Here is an 18,433-nt window from a genome sequence, read left to right on the forward strand (position 1 = left end):
GATGCTGGTTATCGTTTTAATGGCGAGAGGCGTGATCTTAAGCTCCGAGATATTATTTGCGTGTATGTACCATCGTCAACAACGGAGTCCATCTCTTGTTGACGATTTTTAATCCCTGTTTTGCAAGATACTCATCCAAGGCATTCAAACCAAAATCTGTGTTCGGATGTCCCCAGCGGAAGAAGGCATCGAAGACTTTGATGTCCACTCCGCGCGGTTCTTCGAGGAAGAGACTTCCATTTGGTTTCAGCACTCGCGTGATTTCATCAATGGCTTTCCGCCAGTTGGGAATATGATGCAGAACCCCGAAGATGATAACCAAATCCTTGCTTTCATTTTCGAATTGACTTAAATCCTCGGCATCCTGGATCAAGAATTTGAACTGCGGATATTTCTTGCGCGCCAATTCCACTTGCTCGGTCATTACATCCAGGCCGATATAACTTTTTGGCCGGAGTTGATTCAGCAAGTACGCGCCATAACCAGAGCCGCAGCCGATCTCAAGTACATCCTTGTTTTGCAGGTCCAGTCCCATATGACGGAACATGGTCATTTCGAAAAATCGCTGTCCCAGCTTGCGGGGCAGCGATTGCATGGCGCGGAATTCAGGGGTGGATAGTTTCATCAGTTCAAAATCCTTTTAACCACAAAGTGTCACAAAGGTTTTTTCCTTTGTGTCCCTTCGTTCCTTTGTGGTTAATTCTATTAGCAAAAAACTCCCCTTCCTGATGAAAGAAAGGGGAGAATTCTTACGCTGTTTCGATCAGTTCCATTGCTTCCAGCATTTCTTCGTTGCTCGAGAACTTGAACTCTACCAGCCCACATTTCTTGGCTTCTTCCGCCTCGACCGCTTCAAGCCGTTTGATGTCGTCTTTCATGATGACGGGTTTGTTCAACCCTCGCATCTTTTCGATCACATCGTCCATGTTGGCGTTGGCGGGTGTCTTGGTCTGTAGATAATCCCACACGGCTCTGGCTGCGTTTGTCCCGTCCCTGCGTGCATACCCAACCAAGCCTTCGCTGGCCTTGCGCGACCATCCGCCGACGAAAACGCTTTCGATCGTAGACTCATAAGAAATGCCTTCCACAGGGAATCGCGGCTCTTTATTTTTGATGAACTCATTCCACTCGGTCGGCAGGCCAAAGGATTCATCCACCTTATCGCCGATGGCGAAGATGACCGTGTCCACATCAAGCTGACGTTTGACACCGGTTCCCTTGGCGCTGATCTTGCCCTCTTTTTCAACGAGGATATTATCTTCCACTTCCAATTGGGTCAGCGCGCCATTCTCTCCGAACATGGCAGTGGGGGAGGCAAGGAAGTCAAAATGAAACTTTGCATTGGCGGTCTTGGGATCTGCCTTCGCGAAAGCATCCAACACTTTTTGCCGGCCAATTTCAAGGTTTTGATTGACCGCTTGCGCAACCAGCTGAACGCGTGCCATTTCATTTTCGAATTCATCCATATCCAAATATGAGATCAGATGCTTCATCTCTTCCTTGGTGAAGTTGACCTCATTGGGTCCGCGCCGTACGACAGCGATGACCTCATCCACTTTTTGCACATTGATAAGATGCCGAGCGATATCCACCATCACATTACCCGCGCCGATGATGGCGCAGCGTTTTCCAAAACGAAAATTCTTTTGGCTGAAAGGCGGCAGGTTATTGTAGGCGTACACAACTTCCTTGGCGTGATACACGCCTTCAAGTTCTTCGCCGGGCAGGCCGAGCCATTTGGTTCCCTGCGCGCCTGCGCTGACAAGCACGGCGTCAAAGCCCAGTCCGCGCAATTCATCAAGCGTGATGTCGCCATTATTTCCGATCACGATATTGCCAAAATATTCAAGATTTGGGTTTTCCATCGCGCCGCGGAATTGCTTGCGCAACCCTTCCTTCATCATATGCTTTTCAGGGTAAATGCCGTACTCCGCCAATCCGCCGGGTTTAATATCACGGTTAAAGAGGGCAACCCGAACACCCTGGTTCGCCAATTCGCGCGCGCCAAATAAACCCGCTGGACCTGCTCCGATCACTGCAACACAATAATTTTGTTCACTCACTTATTACCTCCGTAAATTCAGACAAAAACGGTGTGATTATATTGGGGAATTATCCAATCAGCAAGTCATTAAACTGAGTTCTCATCATGCTTTTATAATTACTCCATTGTCCTATTAGTCGAAAAATCTTCCAAAAAGTTACCAGCCGTCAGATTAGAATTTTGTGAGGAATCCTTGAAAATCAAAATCGTGGTCTGGTGGTATCTGTGCTAATATTAACCTTAAGTCATTATTGAGCATGATTTTTTCCAAACAGGAGTCTCCATGAACACTGAACCCAAACAAGATCCCAGAGTTCGCATGCGGAATATGTTGAATGGACAGTCTGCAATTAATCGTCTTCCCAAAAAAAAGATCGACACGCAATCTACTATTTCAGCGCAAGTGCAAGATGTTGCGAATGTGACGCCTGTAAGAAAAGATTTGACACATCCGGCAGATACCGAATCTGTTCCTGTTAAAGAGAAACGCAAATATAACTTTGGACCTCCTTTTTGGACGATTGCGAGCATCCTTTCTCTTACCATCAATTTGGCAATGGCCATTGTCCTGTTTTTGGCTTGGACCAACCTCCCGTCCCTTAATGTTAATGGTGTTAAAAATAGCGTGACAGATATGGGCACAGGTTTGTTGGGAGGTCTATATACAAATTTCGAAAAAATGGATCGAGCTCACATCACACGGACCATTCCAGTCCAAACTACGATCCCCGTCAAATTTGATCTTGCGTTAAATCAACAAACAAATGTGGTCTTGAGTCAGGACGTGACGATCAGCAATGCGCTTGTCACAGTGCAGACCGGTGGTTTGAATATCACCAGGGCATTGGCAACCATTGTGCTACCGCAGGGAACGAACCTTCCCATTGTGCTAAACTTGACCGTTCCAGTAGACACCACCGTCCCCGTCTCGTTGAATGTGGATGTGGATATTCCGTTGAATGAAACGCAGCTGCACGATCCGTTCGTTGGTTTGCGTAATGTGGTCGAGCCATATTACTGCATGATCAATCCGGGCGCGATCAATTTGGATGCGCAATCAATTTGTAAATAATTAATCTAACATTGAACTGATCATCCCGCAGGTTCTGGAAATTTACTTCGACTTGCGGGATATTTTATGAAAACATTACTTTAGAAGGATTTTCTGGAGATAAATGGCAAACAAGATTACACAGGTTGTCTTAAAGAATGGCATGAAGGTCATGCTCAAAGAGATCCACACCGCGCCTATCATTTCATCCTGGGTGTGGTATCGGGTCGGTTCAAAAGATGAGCCGACAGGCAGAACCGGTATTTCGCACTGGACTGAACACATGCAATTTAAGGGGACAAAAAAATTCCCCGCGAAGGTTTTGGATAAGTCCATCTCACGCGAGGGCGGTCGCTGGAACGCCTCCACCTCGCATGATTCCACGCGTTATTTTGAGACCATGCCGGCTGACAAGATCGATCTCGCCTTGCGTCTTGAATCTGACCGCATGGTGAATAGTACCTATAATAAGAAGGAAGTTGAATCGGAACGCACGGTCATCATCTCTGAGCGTGAGGGGCATGAGAACGAGCCGATGTTTCGTCTGACCGAAGCGGTTCAAAATACAGCCTTTCATGTGCACCCATATCACCATGAGATCATCGGCGACATGGCAGATCTGCATACCATCACACGAGATGATCTATATGAACATTATCGTACATATTACGTCCCGAACAACGCTGTGCTGTGTATGGCGGGCGACTTTGAGACCAAATCAATGCTGAAGCGTGTCAGGGAATTGTTTGAGCCTATTCCAAAGGGATCTACACCGCCTCGTCTTGCACGTCCTGAACCTGAACAAAAAGGCGAGGTGCGCCTATCTGTGGAGGGTCCCGGCGAGACGACTTTTATTCAAGTTGCCTATCGTTTTCCCGAAGCCACACACCCGGATTATTTTCCTCTGCAGGTTCTGGATAGCCTGCTTGGCGGTGCCAATGGGTTATCTTATAAAACTTCGCGCTTTTACCGCGCATTAGTGGACAAGGAATATGCGGTGGATGTATCCGGCTGGTCTGAAGCAACGATCGATCCTTATCTGTATCGCATCACCATCACCAACCACCCAAAACGCAAACCCGAAGAAGCATTGGCAGCGCTGGATGCAGAGATAAAAAATATTCAGGATGTTTTAGTGCCCAGCGATGAGATTAAACGCGCGGTAAAACAGGCGCGGGCAGTCTTTGCTTACGGGAGCGAGAATATCACCAATCAGGCTTTTTGGATGGGGTATGTGGAAATGTTCTCATCGTATGAATGGTTTACTTCCTATCTGGATAAGCTGGCAAAGGTTACACCGCTGGATGTTCAGCGGGTGGCGCAGAAATATCTTCAACCTAAAAGCCGCGTGATTGGCACTTACATCCCGAAAGGCGCGGAGGCATAAATGGCAAAGCGTATTCTGAGATCAGTAAAACCATCCCTGCCCCGGTCCGGACGATATTTACCGTGTAACACTTTCCAATGGCATCACCGTTCTTGCGCGCTCCAGTTTTGACAGTCCTTCCATCAGTATGAGCGGATATCTGCCCGCAGGGGCGATCTTTGAAAGTGACGCGAAACTCGGTCTCGCGGATTTTGTTTCTTCCTCGTTGATGCGCGGTACACAAACGCGTACATTTGACGCGATCTACAACGAACTGGAATCTGTCGGCGCGAGCATGGGGTTTGATTCAGGCGTACATAACACAAGTTTTGGTGGCCGCGCACTTGTGGAAGATCTCCCGCTTTTGTTTGGTCTTTTGGCTGAATCATTGACAACGCCCACTTTCCCTGCAGATGAAGTAGAGAAACTGCGAGCTCAATTATTGACCGGTCTTGCGATCCGTGCGCAGGATACGATGGACCTTGCGTCAATGGCCTTTGAACGGATGTTGTTTGAAAACCACCCGTACGGCAGGCCCAGTGATGGCTTTATTGAAACGATCCAATCCATAACGCGAAAGGATATGCAGGAATTTCACCGCCTCCACTTCGGACCGAAAGGCATGGTCGTTGCCATCGTGGGGGCGATCGAGCCTGAAAAAGCTGTTGAAGAGATGGAGCGCGTCCTCGGGAATTGGCATGTTCCAGGTCAGGCTGGAAAGCAGGAATTACCTCCGCACAAGCCGGTTAAGAAAACGGTCAAACATCATCACACGATAGCGGGCAAGTCACAATCCGATCTGGTGATCGGCATGATCGGTCCGCGCCGTATGGATCCTGAATTTTTATCCGCGTCTTTGGGGAATTCGGTGCTGGGGCAGTTTGGCATGATGGGGCGCATTGGGGATGTGGTGCGTGAGAAGTCCGGACTCGCTTATTACGCATCCTCAAGCTTGAACTCCGGGACGGGGCCTGGAAGCTGGGAAGTCAATGCGGGTGTGAATCCGAAGAACTTAAAGAAGGCGATCAGTTTGATCGAAAACGAGCTGCGCCGATTTGTAAAGAGCGGTGTGACAAAGGCGGAACTTGCGGATAGCCAGGCGAATTACATTGGACGCTTGCCGCTGTCTCTTGAGTCGAATGGCGGTGTTGCCAGTGCAATATTGAATATTGAACGGTATAACCTTGGGCTGGATTATTATCAGCGCTATGAAGGTTTGGTGAAAAACGTAACTCGCGCAGATGTGCTGGAGACTTCCCGAAAATACATAGATCCAGACCGCTTGGTCATTTCAACGGCGGGTCCATAACTTATTTTATGAATCTTTCCACCGGGGTTGACCTTGTTGAGGTTGCGCGTATTCGTGAAGCGATCGATCGTCATGGGGAACGATTCGTTGCGCGCATTTTCACTGAGCTGGAACAGCAGGATTGCAAAGGCAGGTTGGAATCTCTGGCTGCAAGGTTCGCAGCAAAAGAAGCGGTCGCCAAAGCTTTGGGCTGCGGAATTGGCGATGTGAGCTGGCTTGAGATAGAAGTGGTCGGTGACGAGAATCACGCGCCGCATTTGTACCTGCATGGAGCGGGTCAGAACCTGGCGATGAAACTGGGTCTGTCAAATTGGTCAGTGAGTTTGAGTCATACGGCGACGCATGCGATTGCATTTGTTGTGGCAATTGGGGAATAGTAAAAAAATTATCCGCGCACTTGTTTGGCGGGTCATTGTCCGATGATCATGTCAATATCGTAAATTAAATAAGAACATCCTGCGAATACTGGTCGCAGGATGTTAGCTGATAAGAGAGATCTCGAATCCTAAGATCAACTCTCTTTTATTTTTGATCTTCAATGCCGATCCATAGGTGTCCGGGCATGATTGGTTGGAAAGGGCGGATGGTGAGTTTGCCCAATTGAAATTGTCTTTGACCGCTATCCAGCATGCTTGGATGAACAAGGCAGATATCCGGGGTACCCCCAAATTTCTTTTTATAATACTCCATGGCTTTTTGGATCTTTACACTCAAAGTAGTCTTAGGATCATTATCAAACCATAACATTCCAGTGTGCATGATGTTTTTCCTTTTATTGATCCAGGGACGGAATCCAGAAACTCAGCCAGTTACTTCCTTCCCGCATGACAAATTGCGAGCCGGCAGTCAGGTCATTGAGGTTTTTGTTAGAACCGCCTGTCAGTAAATTTGACTCGGTTGAATCAAATATCCTTCCAAATAACCGAGTGCGGAAGAATTCCAGCCAAAGGTTGATATGCCTTGCGCGGCCTGCATTGATTGTGACGATCGGCCATACGCGGCGGCTGGGTCCGCGCAGTAAAAGCCAGCGCAAACTTTGCTCGGCTTGTTGATTTAGTTTTGTTAAGGCTTCCAGATCATCTATCAGAAGCAATACGGATTGTTGATCCCCTTTGTTGTTATGCGCCCAGGTCACAAGCGAGTACAATAGGTCTTGTGTTGTTGGGTCTTGTGTTGAGTAAATGCCCGCGTTGTTCTGTTTCGAATGAATGTCATCCCATTCCTTTGGATATTGGGTGATGACACTGTATTGAACGTCTGAAGGCGAATGCGTATGCTCGGTGGCAGTGGCTATGGCTTGCAGGAGTGTGGTTTTTCCACTGGCCTGATCTCCGCTAATGAGAATGGGACCTGGGATGGGATCGTATAGATTTAATAGCACGGGCAATCCATCTTCTGCGAGGCCGAGGAATACCGCTTCCGGGGGCAGGGGGGATGCGTTCGCAAGGACCGATCTTAAATTAGGTAGACCAGGCGCGGGCGGAGTGTGATGCGCTTGCTCTTCTTCGGCAAGTTCAGCTAATGCATCGATCATCAGGGAAAATTGATTGAGTTTGCTCATATTAGAACACCTGTTCTAATATTACTTCCAACAGTTTTTCTTGTCAAGGTTTGAGTTTTTATTTATCATGGCTTTTCCAAGGTCAGGAAAAAGGGGTGGTAAGTAGGGCAAAAGCTTCGGGGAGATGAGCCGCGAACCACCTTCTTGCTTGAGCTGCATTTTGGAAATTAGCCTGATGAATCAGAGCGATCACAAGATTGTTAATGGAGGCCATATTTTCCCGGTATGACCGATGGTCATGCGAGTGGCATCCTCTTTGAATGTCACATCTCGCCGGTAATGCAATCCGGTTTCAACGCCCCAATGCTGACGACGAAAATCTAACAAATGCTCTGGCGCGATTTTTTTGCGGGACAAACTGGTGATCCCGAATTCCACTTCACAGGATGTGCGATAACAACGTCCACTGCGCCACCACTGGAATTGTCTTTCCAAGCGATAGACTTGAGCCAGACCCGGCCAAGTCGAATAGGAGTTGAGCATTTCACTGGTAGTCAAAGTGCGCTTTTCAAGACGTCCGTGTCCCTTGTTGACTTTCTCGACGGTTTGAAAATCGGTCTCAATCTTCCCAAATCCAGCCTTCGGATCTTCTGGGGCAAAGAGCTGTTGGATGTTTTTGTAAAGGCTCAACTGGTTTTCTTTGACTGGAAAGATGTAGTCTCCGCCTTGCCTCACAATCTGGGCTGAAAGCGCTTTTTGGGTGTGCATTGCGTCCCCGGTGACCACTTTTTGTGAAATTTCCACACTTTCCAGTGCTTTGGGTGCTTTCGTGATCTCATTTTCTTTGCGCCCTACCTCCACCTGACTCAGCACCTTCTTCTGCTCCACATCGTACACACTCAACAAATATTCGCGCCACTCCTCATCATCCTTCTTGCGCATCCCGCGTACGGCTTTCCCATCCATGCCATACACTTTCCCATGCGCCCCTTGCTGATTGTATTTGTACTGTTTTATAACATCGTGTTAGCATGAAAATGCAACTCGAGAATAGAGTTGCGGTCGGGTACGTTTTTGGATATGCTATGAATGTTCAGTGAACGGGAACGCGTATCCGGGAACGCTGCGTTAGGGTCCAGTCGAGGTAGAGTCTGGGAAGCCTTTAATTCTGATTTACTTACAGCAAAGGCAGCCCGTCATCGTGTTTGGACTGACCCGTTCGAATCCGGGCTTAACCGGAAGTTCAAGAATTTTCAGAACAAGCCCGTATCTGTGTGTGATCCAGTGGCCCAAAAATGAACGTACCCGACTTTCAATTTTAATCGGAGTACCCCATGAGCACCCAAAAAATAATTCCCAAACGTTATATTGGACTTGATGTCCACAAGTACTATTTGATCGCGCTGGGCGTGGATGCTGACTTGCACGTAGTCCTGCCTGCGCAGCGAGTTGAGTTTTCCCGTCTTGAAGCCTGGATGAAGAAAACACTCAATCAGCAAGATGCAATTGCGCTAGAGATGACCACCAATACTTGGGGATTGTATGATGAATTCTCGGCGCATGTGATGTCGGTGACCGTGGTGCACCCACCACATCTGGCACTGATCACCAGATCTCAAGTAATGACGGACAAGATTGCAGCCTCCATTCTGGCGCGCTTGTTGGCCAAAGACCTGCTGGTGGGCATCTGGGTACCGCCAGTCGAAGTGCGCGAACTGCGCGCACTCGTCGCGCAGCGAAGTAAATTGACGCGGCTGTCCACACAGGCAAAGAATCGGCTGCACGCCATTCTACAACGGCATCACCTTTGCACCACCTGAAGGCAATCCATTTCATCCAGCCCAAAGAGAGTGGTGGAACGCTTTGCCACTTGGCAAATTGGAGAAGGTCAACCTGCAGAGCGACCTGGAAACTTTGCGGTTTGCCGAGGATCAACTTGTGCGGATCACTTCTACCATGAAAGAATTGGCAGCCAAAGATGAACGCGTGATCCGACTGATCCAGCTTCCTGGCTTTGGTATAACGACCTTGACCCTCATTGCGGCCATTGGCGAGATCACCCGCTTTGAAGACGCCAAACACCTGGTAGGGTATGCAGGACTGGGCGCCAGGATTCACGATAGCGGATTGACCACCCGTACAGGCAAGATCACCAAGGCTGGACGAAAGGACATGCGCGCAGTGTTGGTGGAGGCGGCGCAAGTAGCTGCTAACACCCACCCCATTGGCGGTCCGAACTGAAGCGTTTAGAACCGCGTTTGGGACGCAACAAATCGATTGTGGCGATCGCGCGTAAACTGCTTGTCGCAGTCTGGCATGTGTTGTCCGAGCAGGCTACCGATCACTTTGCCGAACCTGATATAGTGGGACGCAAATTGTTAAAGTTTGCTTACGAGATTGGAAAAGGTAATCGTCCCGTGGGTCAATCTGCGGCACAATTTGTCCGTCAAGGATTGGATGCCCTGCATTTGGGGAGCGATCTGACAAGCATCCCCTGGGGCTCGAAGAAACTGATCCGACTGCCCTCTTCGGCTTTAGCGGAGAATCAAAGGAGCGACGTCCCAAACACAAAATAGTGTGAACTCCCAAATAGGAGACCCACGGCGGGGTTTGCGGGCTCGTCGCTCAATATTATTATACAACTCTTGTCAACGCTTTTGCCAACATGCAAAAAGTGGCAATGGGTGTGTTGTTGTTTTTTTCGCTCCCTTCCTTCCATCCTATCTTATCTGTGTTTTTTCTTTGCACCCTTGACTTCACTTCATCTGTGACTCTCCTGTTCGAGAACATCGTGCGCCCTACCCATATCTGACAGTCCGATGCTGAACCTTACGCCAAGATGAGATGGCTTCCTTGCACATAAGTTCAAGATACTCTTGAATCTCATCGTGCAGTTTCAGTCCTTTGATCGACAAGGTTTTGATAATCACTTTATCCTTGCACATTCAATGCCCGTTTTTTGTCCATCCACCCAGATCACAACGACTTGCCCGCGACGACTTTTCTGAACGGCAGGCCTGGTTGCCCAACTGAAAACATCCTTTGAATCCAACTTTGGTCTGTAGGTCTTGCCAGTCAGCGCCATCAACCAACGATCCGGGTCAACGGTTTCGGCACGGGGGTTAGATCAGGCTTCTCGGGAAATTTAACATGGGGTGGCTGATTGCCACAGGTGATAGCTTGGTTGGGTCTTTCAAAATTGTAGAACTGGACATAGTGCTTGTTAACTTCAACGGTATTGGGCAGATCCAGGGATTCTGCACTAGCTGGCATTCGTATTTGGAAGTTGCGATGATAGCGCTCGACAAAAGGATTTTTTTCAGGATGTCGAGGTGGATAAACCCGTGGCTCAATTCCCAAACATTGCAGAAAACGCAGCATCGGCGAGGGAAAATCCTTGGCAGTCCAACTCCCTACCCAGCGCGTATCGCGGTCAAGGCGAATGCGATCTGGACAACCTGTGTCCTGCAAAATATCGGCAACTTTGCGGAGCGCTGTTTCAGCATTGTAGTCACTGGCTGGCTCTGATGCAACCACAGCTGAAGAACCATGATCAACCAGATTGAGGATTTCGACCACATGTTGCCGCTTGCCTTCAGCTCGGCCGGGACAGTACTGACATCATGAAAATCCATTCCCCATTCCACCCCGGGTGCGGGTCGCTCCTCTGGCTCGGGAATTGGCGGCAAGGGGCGAGGGATCTTATGGTGTTTATCAAGAATTTTCCATACCGTACTCGTGGAACTCGGCAGTTTCGCACCCTTGTCCATCAACGATTGTTCTTTGCTCAAGTAATACATGATCGTCAGCGGACCCGGAACACGCCCTAATTGCTGTGGCGGGTGGTCGCGAATATCGAGAATCTTGTTCACCACTTCTTCGGGGATTGAAGGCGGAAGTTTATGGGGTACACGTGAACGTCCATTCAGAACTTCGCGATCCTCCAATGGTGCTTGACGAATTCGCTTTAGCCACTTCCTTACCCAGGCTTCCGAACGCCCCACTTCTTTTGCAATTTTCTTCCGACTCCAATTCGGGTGTTCAAACCATACCCCCCTTAATTTGCTGCGATCCACTATCCATTCTTCTTCCATGGCGACCTTCCTTTATTATCAGGATACACCACCAGATATGGGTAGGGCGCACGATGTTCTCGAACAGGGAGAGTCACGATGTTATAAAACAGTACAGGATTTCACCACCATCTGCGGATGATAGCTTGATGTCCCTCCGCCGCAAGTATTGTTCAACAATGCATCCTCTCAGGTCTTCGCTCGGCTTTGTTTACCCTCGCACCAGATGTTCTGATGGGATCTTTCATCATAGCTCCCATCAGCACCTAACCCGGTTCACATCACATGTGACGGTTCAGATATCTGGGATTGCTCGTTTTCTACCTCGTTTTCATACCCCGCATTGGATCTTCTTTTTAGATTGCCTTAGAAGTGCTTACATCTCTTTTTGGACAGCCCCTTGAGGTCAAGTGGCGACTTACAGAGAGAATAACTAAAATTCACCAGCCTACCGTCCAACATTCCAATATATCGAATAGCTGAGCTCCTGGGGGACTTCTTCCCCTAGGGGCCAGAAACAGTTTTTAGGCAAATTAACTGGCTTGTAATGTTTTTTACAACCACTGCTTGTCTAAGCGAGACTGGGTCCAGGTGTCCAAAAACACTGCTAATGTTTAATATCCATCCCCTTTAACAATAGTAGGGGATTTGCAAAGGATGACTATTGCTAATATATACTTCTGGAAGAACACGGAAAAATACAATCTCAACCCAAACAGCCTACAGGTTAGCATCATCATTACATTACTTGAGTTTAGAGTTCAGCACGTGCTCAAAATGGAACTTGCTGGTAAAGTTTTCGATGAACGATAAAAATCTCTCCGGCGAGTTCCGAAAAGCAGTATAAAGTCTGAGAAGGCGACAGATATATTGTTCGACCTGATCGACGCCCTGACAATGAGTCCGAGTAAGTTCTACACCGTGATTGAGCAGGCGAGCAAACCACTTCAGCGGAAGTTTTTGCAGTGGCTTGTACGATGGACTGGAAAACGGAGAAATGGATGGATGAAATTCTGTCGCTCCCAGCATGCATACTGAAGGTGGTAAAACAAGTTAGGCGTACAAAGTATATGCAGTCGATGGCCGCCATACGAACACGAGCAGGCGAAACCTTGCCGGATGCCGACGTCATTTGAAGTCGAGCAAAAGGCGCGATGCGCTTTGGTCACAAGTATTCATGGTTGGTACGCCTGATAAATTTCGGCAGTTCCTGGGCGCCCCAGTGGATATTTGAAGGGATCGATACTGAAGCGACGGACGCAAAGGTAAGCAACGGTACACGATCCGGGAGTTGGATGCCCATGGTCGCCAGAAGAAAGTGATGGTGGTAGATGGCCGCTATGAAGATAAATTCTTTTAGGCATTTTCGAGCATTTGAAGCATACAATTGGACTGATCAAACTGCATAACCGCATCAACTTGTACGAAAAGCCTCAAGAGAAACCAAAGGGTGAGTCATGGCACCCCCGCAAACATGGAAATAACTTTCAAGTTGAATGACTCTCATCGAACAGAAGATCGTGGCAAAAAGGACAGCACAACTCAGGGAAACAAACTGTGCAGGTGAGGAAGCCCTGAGCATGAACTACATTTCAAAAAACTGGCGAGCATGATCGACACTCTGGTACAATGGAATTCACTCCAAAGAGGATGGAACCGCACGATACAAACGTCCGACTTGGCTAGTTCTGGACGGGTCCACAAAGTGTTGCTCTTTCCGGTCATTGCCGTATTTATCTTTGGCGTTTCGCCATTGGCACATGTTTCGTTTTCTGAAGCAGCACATGGGACTCAACAGCAACCGTTCTCAGAGTCTGGTGAGTGCACAGCAATGGATGATTTTTGACGTGCTTTGGCATATTGGCAATTTGCTTCTACTGCGTGATGCGGTGCAGGAAGATTATCAACCTGGTATCCACAGGCAGACAACAGCGCGCCAAGGCTGACCCCTTATCAGTCCACCTGACGCTCCGCTTTCGCATTTTTGTTGGGTTAGATTTTACCCGACCTCTACGCCCAGACCCGCTGGAAAGGCAGCAGCGAACCAAATGAATTGTGTCCGCCACCGCGTTCGTTATCCAGTGGTCTTCAAGAACAAAAAAGCCCAGGTTTGGACTACCTACAAGTCCGTGAGTGGTGCTTTTCAGTTTTAACATTCGCTTCAACCACACGCTCTTGGACGCCATTTTTACTCTAAACTCAAGTACATATATACACCAAGATATTTTTATAACCAGCTACAGCTTTTGGAACGCAAAGCGTCAACACAATCCTGTAAAAAAGTAAATGCCAAAGAAAAGCACCTCAGGTAACCAAATACATGAATAAAATTCGCGGGTGGAATAATCAAGTAAACAAAGCGAAACAAACCAAAGCAATGGAATGCCAAACCATCGCTAAAATGGATGACCCGAATTACCTGACCACTCCATTATTTCCCTGCAGCACGCTTAAAACCACATAACTAATGGCAAGGGATCAAAGTAGGAAACCATAAATTCCGAAAGTCCTGACGTTTACGAGTAAAAATAATAGTCACTACAGTAAAATGCCCGAAACGACAGAGTCGTTTCTCTGGTTAAGCCTTTACAAAAAGCACTCCTGATAGATACTGGCGTTGTTGGTACAAATATAAAATTAGAAGCGCAGAAATACTCCTGCCACTATTTCAGTCGTATCGCGAGACAGCGTAAATAAAAGCGGGTAAGGGCAAAGCAAGTCCCATAATCCATGTAAATGCACCATTTGTACAAAGAGCAACCTTTAAAGCCATGCTATCAAGCATAAAAGCAATATAATTTACAAACACTAACGAAGGAACGCAAACTATCTGACCAAGAGAATAGGCAAAACTAGGAGCGGGTAGATAATACGTGTGACGATAAGCGGGAGTAGTGAAGCCTAATCCAAAATCAATTTCTTTCTGTAAATGGCGTCAATGCCATTCCGATAATGAAACAACCATCCTGGCCTTCGTCTGAATTTTGTAGGATTTTAAACCCGGACGGGCGGCATTAAGAATTTGTAAAGACACATCACCAGCAACAACAAAGGCAGAGAAATCCTTATTGGTATTACAGATAACCGCGCATTGAGAAAAATGGCGTACGCAACCACCAACAACACAAGAAGTGATAACTGGAGGAGTCAAATCTTTGTTGGGCTTTCATGCCAATCTCCAAGATTTATGAAAACAAGCAAATGTTTTTAGAACAATAAGTATTAAAATTTCTAATCCACTTGCGCTCCATGGCAGTTCTATTCTATTGTACTAAATCTGATTCTCCAAAAATCAAATACTGCACAAGTATTTTGAAATTACTTTCAACAAAAAGACCCCGCCATTTCTGACGGGCGCACCTAAAATAATTTTACTTGCCCTCTTCTTCGGCTCTTCCGCTTCCAATAACTGCCGCCGGAAGGGCGGAAAGCGCCAGAGCATGACCGCCCAGGCCCAGCAAGCCGGGCGAAGCCGGGCCGACAGCATACTGCGCGATGGTCCACGCCGCTTGCGGCGGGAATGTTTCACCACGATCGCCCGAACGTGATGACTACCACCAGGTTCTGCAACCGCTGATCACAAATCGGGTTGAGGGCGGGGCTGGCGACATCGCTTGAACAGATCACCGGCCGTGTCCGCCACCACGCCAGCACCAGCGACGTTCCGAGGCTTGCCAGTTTGGCGCGAGATCTTTTGGTTCATCTTCGGGTAGAAACTGCCACGTGGCATTATCCCACGCCGCCCGGGGGTTAACTGGAGGGCGTAGCCGGTCTGTGGAGACGATGATGCCCGCCAGAAAGCCGCCGAGCGCTTTACGCCTGGGAACGGGCTGAGCCCGGTGAGGGTCCCGATGCCGAGCAAGGCAAGCGGGACTAATTCCTTTGCGCGGCAGTTGTTGAAATTTCGACAGCCTGCGCGTAATCGGGTTTGACCTGCAATCGCGCGCCCCAGCTTGAACTGGCGGCGCACTTCCAGCACGATGGCGGAGACGCGGCGCGCTACTGACCCTGAATTGCAAATGAAGAGAACAACCACGGCAGAGCGCCGCCGATCGACATACCTACGAAGACTTGCAGGAACATCCGCGCCGGATCACGATCGCTGGTTGTTGGGAGCTGACATTCCAAATGGCCTGCGCGCGAAACATCCGGAATGAACTGAGCAACCCGAAACCGCCGCGATTACGCCTTTGGAGCCGATGTGCGCCCGCTATTTGATGGCTTTGAGTCGTGTTGCCGACCGCATCCGGGTCAGCCATGATCGCTGGGCCTCCCGGGTAGCGCCTCGCCTCCCAGACCCAGGACGCTTCACCGATGCCATTCGCGTTATCCGCGATGGGGCCCAAATGAGTCCATAGCCACGTTGTTGCACGGTCAGGGTCAACAGCAGCCGCAAATACGGTCATTGCCACGCCGTACAAAATAAATGTCGAGCGGCCAACGGCATCCATGGGTTTTGGATCGTGCCAAGTACGATGGACGCGAAGCAGTGGTCAACGCGATGCGCAGCACAGACCAGACGGACGATTAAAACCCTGAGGATACCATTGAGGATCGAAATTCGCTGGACCAGTGTCCGCGGCTTTCTTGGCATCGTTCACAGGAGAAGCGGTATTATGCCCGGTAAAGTATTCGGTCAAGCGGTCAATCACGATAGCCAGCAGAACACCAACACCAACGGCCATCCTGGCAGGCACTTACCATCCGCCCCACGCGCTCATTTCGGGTGTATTCAAATACCAAAGCCCGCGATAAAGAACAACGGCAGAAACTACGGCAGAGGAGCAAGGGGATCCATGAAAATAGCTTTCATGGCGTCTTGCTCTTGCACGGAGATACTTTCCAGCCTTCACGAAATAGGTGCCCAATAGTGGATGAAAGCACGCCATTACCATCAAAGGGAAGATAAGCCCCTCAAGGCGGTAATGTGCCAGAGAGCCAGACCAAGAATAAATTTGGAAACGATAGCGCTTCCAGCGATTCAAAATGTACATGACCATGCCCGGCGCAGTCACCGACGTTATCACCAGCAAAGGTCGGCGATGGCCGGATTTCTCCAGTGCATCCTCAGGAGATGCCTGCTTCGACCTTACCGGCCGGGTCAGCGCCGACGTCAGCCGCACTTGGTAAAAGTGCCGCCGCCCACGCGCGAACAACGCCAGCAGAGTGCCGCTGAAAGCCAAAGCCGAGCAAAGCATCGGCGCGGCAATACTGGGGGTCGTGAAGATGATCGTTCCGCCGCGTTGGGCCAATCCATCGGTACAGCGCATGCGGTCACGGTGCTGGCGATACGCAATGCGCAACGCTCCGCAAAGCCACGCTTGGAAGCGGAGGCAACCCCCACGTTGGCTTCAACTGCCATGCACGTGCCGATACGTCCGACCGCGAGAGAAACCTGCGCCCATAATGAAGGCGATCGCGCGGGCAAAGCCGATACGGCATCGAACCTGATCCGGCGAGTAGGCGCTAGATCTTTCCAAGGCCTCAGGAGTTGGCGGAACGATATGAGCCAGAGAAGAACAACACAACCGTCAAGATGGCAATTAAAGCGAAATGGAGCCATCTGCTTTGCAAATAAGCGTTCCGCTCCATCTTTGATCACGTTCATTCCAGAAAAAACCCCACAACAAACCAACCCAATTTGCGTTAGCCACCCCCAAACCTTCCCAAATCCCAGCGGTCTCCATTGGGGTGAGTCCCATTTCTAACACATGGGTTATTCCTCGGGGTATAGGATTAGGATAAGGACGCTACTATGCACTGAGATTTTACAGTCACGCACAGACAGTAGTGTCCAAACCTAAGAAACATTCCAGAAACTAATATTTGCGTTTGACATTCTGGATTCCTAATTTGATAATATTCGTCCGTTCTGCGACACATGGGAAAGCCATATTTACAAAATTAGACGTACAGACTATTTCGCTTGCCCACCTGTTGCTTCACAGGCTGTCCAGAACATTCTGACCGAACGAAAACTGGAAGGCTGCGCCCTCCGTGTTTTTACGTCGCCCGGCGGCAGATCCTTTGCGGCGGCGAATTTTGGGATGGCATTGGATAACCAGCCTTCAGGATGCCGACAAGACCCTTTTCCGAAGCGAACGGGAGGTTAAATTGGTGGTCGATCAAACTTCCATTGACTACCTACTCCAGCGCGACGATACGACTTCGTAGACGATCCACAGCATGGCGCGCCCGGCTTTGCGGTCAACGGCCCGAATGCCAAAAAGACGCCCACGGCGGAGGCGGTGCGCCTGCGGAGTAATATGGCGGCGGATGCGGCGGCGGTTCCTGTTCTTTTAATGGTCATTGACCAGAAGCAAAAATGACGGAAGTCGGTCATTTTTGTTTTGTGCCCTCTTTCGGTCAGCACGCCTGCAGGGTGATGCACAACCTACCTCCCATGGAAGGAGTGTCGCCCAACCCTCCAATAAAGCAAGATTTAAGCTCAACCTTCCGATGATTACTCGCCCCGTGTCCAATGGTTCATCGCCAAAAGTGGCGATCGCCCAGCTTGGCGGAGGTAAGGGTCAGCTGGCAGGTTGACAGGCGCAGCAAAAGTGCCGCGAGCGTGGGGTCAATGAACGGGGTCGAAGCGAAGAATGCGTGAAGCGGCTGGCGATCGTGCATGACTTCCGTTTTTGCAATTCTCTTTGGGGCTTAGATCGTGAGCTACCGAATTCCACGGAACACGGGATGTGGGATCTGTATCCAATTTTCATCCTCAAGGTAACCATAAGCAGGGATCTCCTGCCCAGCCAGTAGTACCCCAATGGCCGGGTAGAAAATCGCGGGCCTGGAATAAACGTTGATGCGGAGCTGGGTCCCAAGAAAAACCGCAACGATTGCGCCGGAGGGTATGCTGATCACCGTCGGGATGGAAGCCGGTCGGCTGTTGCGCAAAACAGGAAGTGCGTGGGAGGATGCAGAGCAGGTGTGCCCGCCCAAAAATATAAAAAAGCCCAAACCAAAGCACCACGCGCGCACAGACACTATTAGCGGCGGTGTGCCGAAACCAGGAAAGTAAAAAACCGATACGTTCCCAGAATAACCAGCGCAAGAATAACAAGCTCCCCTGGGTACGGAATT

20 protein-coding genes are annotated in these 18,433 nt (G+C 49.3%); 8 read left to right on the forward strand and 12 right to left on the reverse strand.

The genetic code is table 11. From position 1 onward, the window contains the following. Positions 1–52: 52 nt before the first annotated feature. Entirely contained in the window at positions 53–625 is a 573-nt protein-coding gene (locus IPL17_RS10365; RefSeq protein ID WP_345307013.1) for a class I SAM-dependent methyltransferase, read from the reverse strand. A gap of 124 nt (positions 626–749) precedes the next feature. After that, positions 750–2,063, reverse strand: a complete 1,314-nt coding sequence (locus IPL17_RS10370; protein WP_345307014.1) for an FAD-dependent oxidoreductase — start codon at positions 2,061–2,063, stop codon at positions 750–752. 264 nt (positions 2,064–2,327) lie between these two features. Between IPL17_RS10370 and IPL17_RS10375 the strand changes: the two genes are divergently transcribed. From IPL17_RS10375 to acpS, 4 genes are all read left to right on the forward strand, one after another. Continuing rightward, on the forward strand, positions 2,328–3,116 hold the full coding sequence (locus tag IPL17_RS10375; protein WP_345307015.1) for a hypothetical protein: 789 nt from the start codon (positions 2,328–2,330) through the stop codon (positions 3,114–3,116). A 103-nt stretch (positions 3,117–3,219) separates the two neighbouring features. Then, positions 3,220–4,482 (forward strand): pitrilysin family protein, encoded by a 1,263-nt coding sequence (locus IPL17_RS10380; RefSeq protein ID WP_345307016.1) that lies wholly within the window; start codon positions 3,220–3,222, stop codon positions 4,480–4,482. 127 nt (positions 4,483–4,609) lie between these two features. Beyond that, entirely contained in the window at positions 4,610–5,770 is a 1,161-nt protein-coding gene (locus tag IPL17_RS10385) for a pitrilysin family protein (protein WP_345307017.1), read from the forward strand. 8 nt (positions 5,771–5,778) lie between these two features. Beyond that, positions 5,779–6,147 (forward strand): holo-ACP synthase, encoded by a 369-nt coding sequence (gene acpS / locus IPL17_RS10390; RefSeq protein WP_345307018.1) that lies wholly within the window; start codon positions 5,779–5,781, stop codon positions 6,145–6,147. Between the two features lie 145 nt (positions 6,148–6,292). Here acpS and IPL17_RS10395 read toward each other — a convergent pair whose 3' ends face one another. From IPL17_RS10395 to IPL17_RS10405, 3 genes are all read right to left on the reverse strand, one after another. After that, the gene (locus IPL17_RS10395) at positions 6,293–6,529 is read right to left on the reverse strand and encodes a hypothetical protein (RefSeq protein ID WP_345307019.1); all 237 of its coding nucleotides are present in this window, start codon (positions 6,527–6,529) and stop codon (positions 6,293–6,295) included. 13 nt (positions 6,530–6,542) lie between these two features. Next, positions 6,543–7,331 (reverse strand): NACHT domain-containing protein, encoded by a 789-nt coding sequence (locus IPL17_RS10400; RefSeq protein WP_345307020.1) that lies wholly within the window; start codon positions 7,329–7,331, stop codon positions 6,543–6,545. 189 nt (positions 7,332–7,520) lie between these two features. Continuing rightward, complete coding sequence (locus tag IPL17_RS10405) at positions 7,521–8,288, reverse strand: ISAs1 family transposase (protein WP_345307034.1); 768 nt, start codon at positions 8,286–8,288, stop codon at positions 7,521–7,523. Between the two features lie 317 nt (positions 8,289–8,605). Between IPL17_RS10405 and IPL17_RS10410 the strand changes: the two genes are divergently transcribed. From IPL17_RS10410 to IPL17_RS10420, 3 genes are read left to right on the forward strand one after another with little or no spacing between them, the layout of a single operon-like run. Further along, on the forward strand, positions 8,606–9,091 hold the full coding sequence (locus tag IPL17_RS10410) for a transposase (RefSeq protein ID WP_345307021.1): 486 nt from the start codon (positions 8,606–8,608) through the stop codon (positions 9,089–9,091). A 43-nt stretch (positions 9,092–9,134) separates the two neighbouring features. After that, positions 9,135–9,512, forward strand: a complete 378-nt coding sequence (locus tag IPL17_RS10415; protein ID WP_345307022.1) for an IS110 family transposase — start codon at positions 9,135–9,137, stop codon at positions 9,510–9,512. Positions 9,513–9,529: 17 nt separating this feature from the next. Beyond that, complete coding sequence (locus tag IPL17_RS10420; protein ID WP_345307023.1) at positions 9,530–9,847, forward strand: IS110 family transposase; 318 nt, start codon at positions 9,530–9,532, stop codon at positions 9,845–9,847. Between the two features lie 837 nt (positions 9,848–10,684). On the opposite strand, the gene IPL17_RS10425 is transcribed toward IPL17_RS10420, so the two are convergent. After that, a complete protein-coding gene (locus tag IPL17_RS10425) occupies positions 10,685–11,365 on the reverse strand; it encodes a hypothetical protein (RefSeq protein WP_345307024.1) in 681 nt (226 codons plus the stop codon). Between the two features lie 1,739 nt (positions 11,366–13,104). On the opposite strand from IPL17_RS10425, the gene IPL17_RS10430 reads away from it, so the two are divergent. Then, entirely contained in the window at positions 13,105–13,290 is a 186-nt protein-coding gene (locus tag IPL17_RS10430; RefSeq protein ID WP_345307025.1) for a hypothetical protein, read from the forward strand. A gap of 2,115 nt (positions 13,291–15,405) precedes the next feature. Here IPL17_RS10430 and IPL17_RS10435 read toward each other — a convergent pair. The 6 genes from IPL17_RS10435 to IPL17_RS10460 all read right to left on the reverse strand — a co-directional run bounded on the left by IPL17_RS10435 (position 15,406) and on the right by IPL17_RS10460 (position 18,310). Further along, positions 15,406–15,795, reverse strand: coding sequence for a hypothetical protein (locus IPL17_RS10435; protein ID WP_345307026.1), 390 nt, complete (start codon positions 15,793–15,795; stop codon positions 15,406–15,408). A gap of 42 nt (positions 15,796–15,837) precedes the next feature. Next, entirely contained in the window at positions 15,838–16,041 is a 204-nt protein-coding gene (locus IPL17_RS10440; RefSeq protein WP_345307027.1) for a hypothetical protein, read from the reverse strand. Then, on the reverse strand, positions 16,042–16,614 hold the full coding sequence (locus IPL17_RS10445) for a hypothetical protein (protein ID WP_345307028.1): 573 nt from the start codon (positions 16,612–16,614) through the stop codon (positions 16,042–16,044). An 839-nt stretch (positions 16,615–17,453) separates the two neighbouring features. Further along, entirely contained in the window at positions 17,454–17,735 is a 282-nt protein-coding gene (locus IPL17_RS10450; RefSeq protein WP_345307029.1) for a hypothetical protein, read from the reverse strand. 95 nt (positions 17,736–17,830) lie between these two features. Beyond that, a complete protein-coding gene (locus IPL17_RS10455) occupies positions 17,831–17,974 on the reverse strand; it encodes a hypothetical protein (protein WP_345307030.1) in 144 nt (47 codons plus the stop codon). Between the two features lie 42 nt (positions 17,975–18,016). Next, positions 18,017–18,310, reverse strand: a complete 294-nt coding sequence (locus IPL17_RS10460) for a hypothetical protein (protein WP_345307031.1) — start codon at positions 18,308–18,310, stop codon at positions 18,017–18,019. Between the last annotated feature and the right edge of the window lie 123 nt (positions 18,311–18,433).

Source organism: Candidatus Villigracilis saccharophilus (assembly GCF_016711665.1).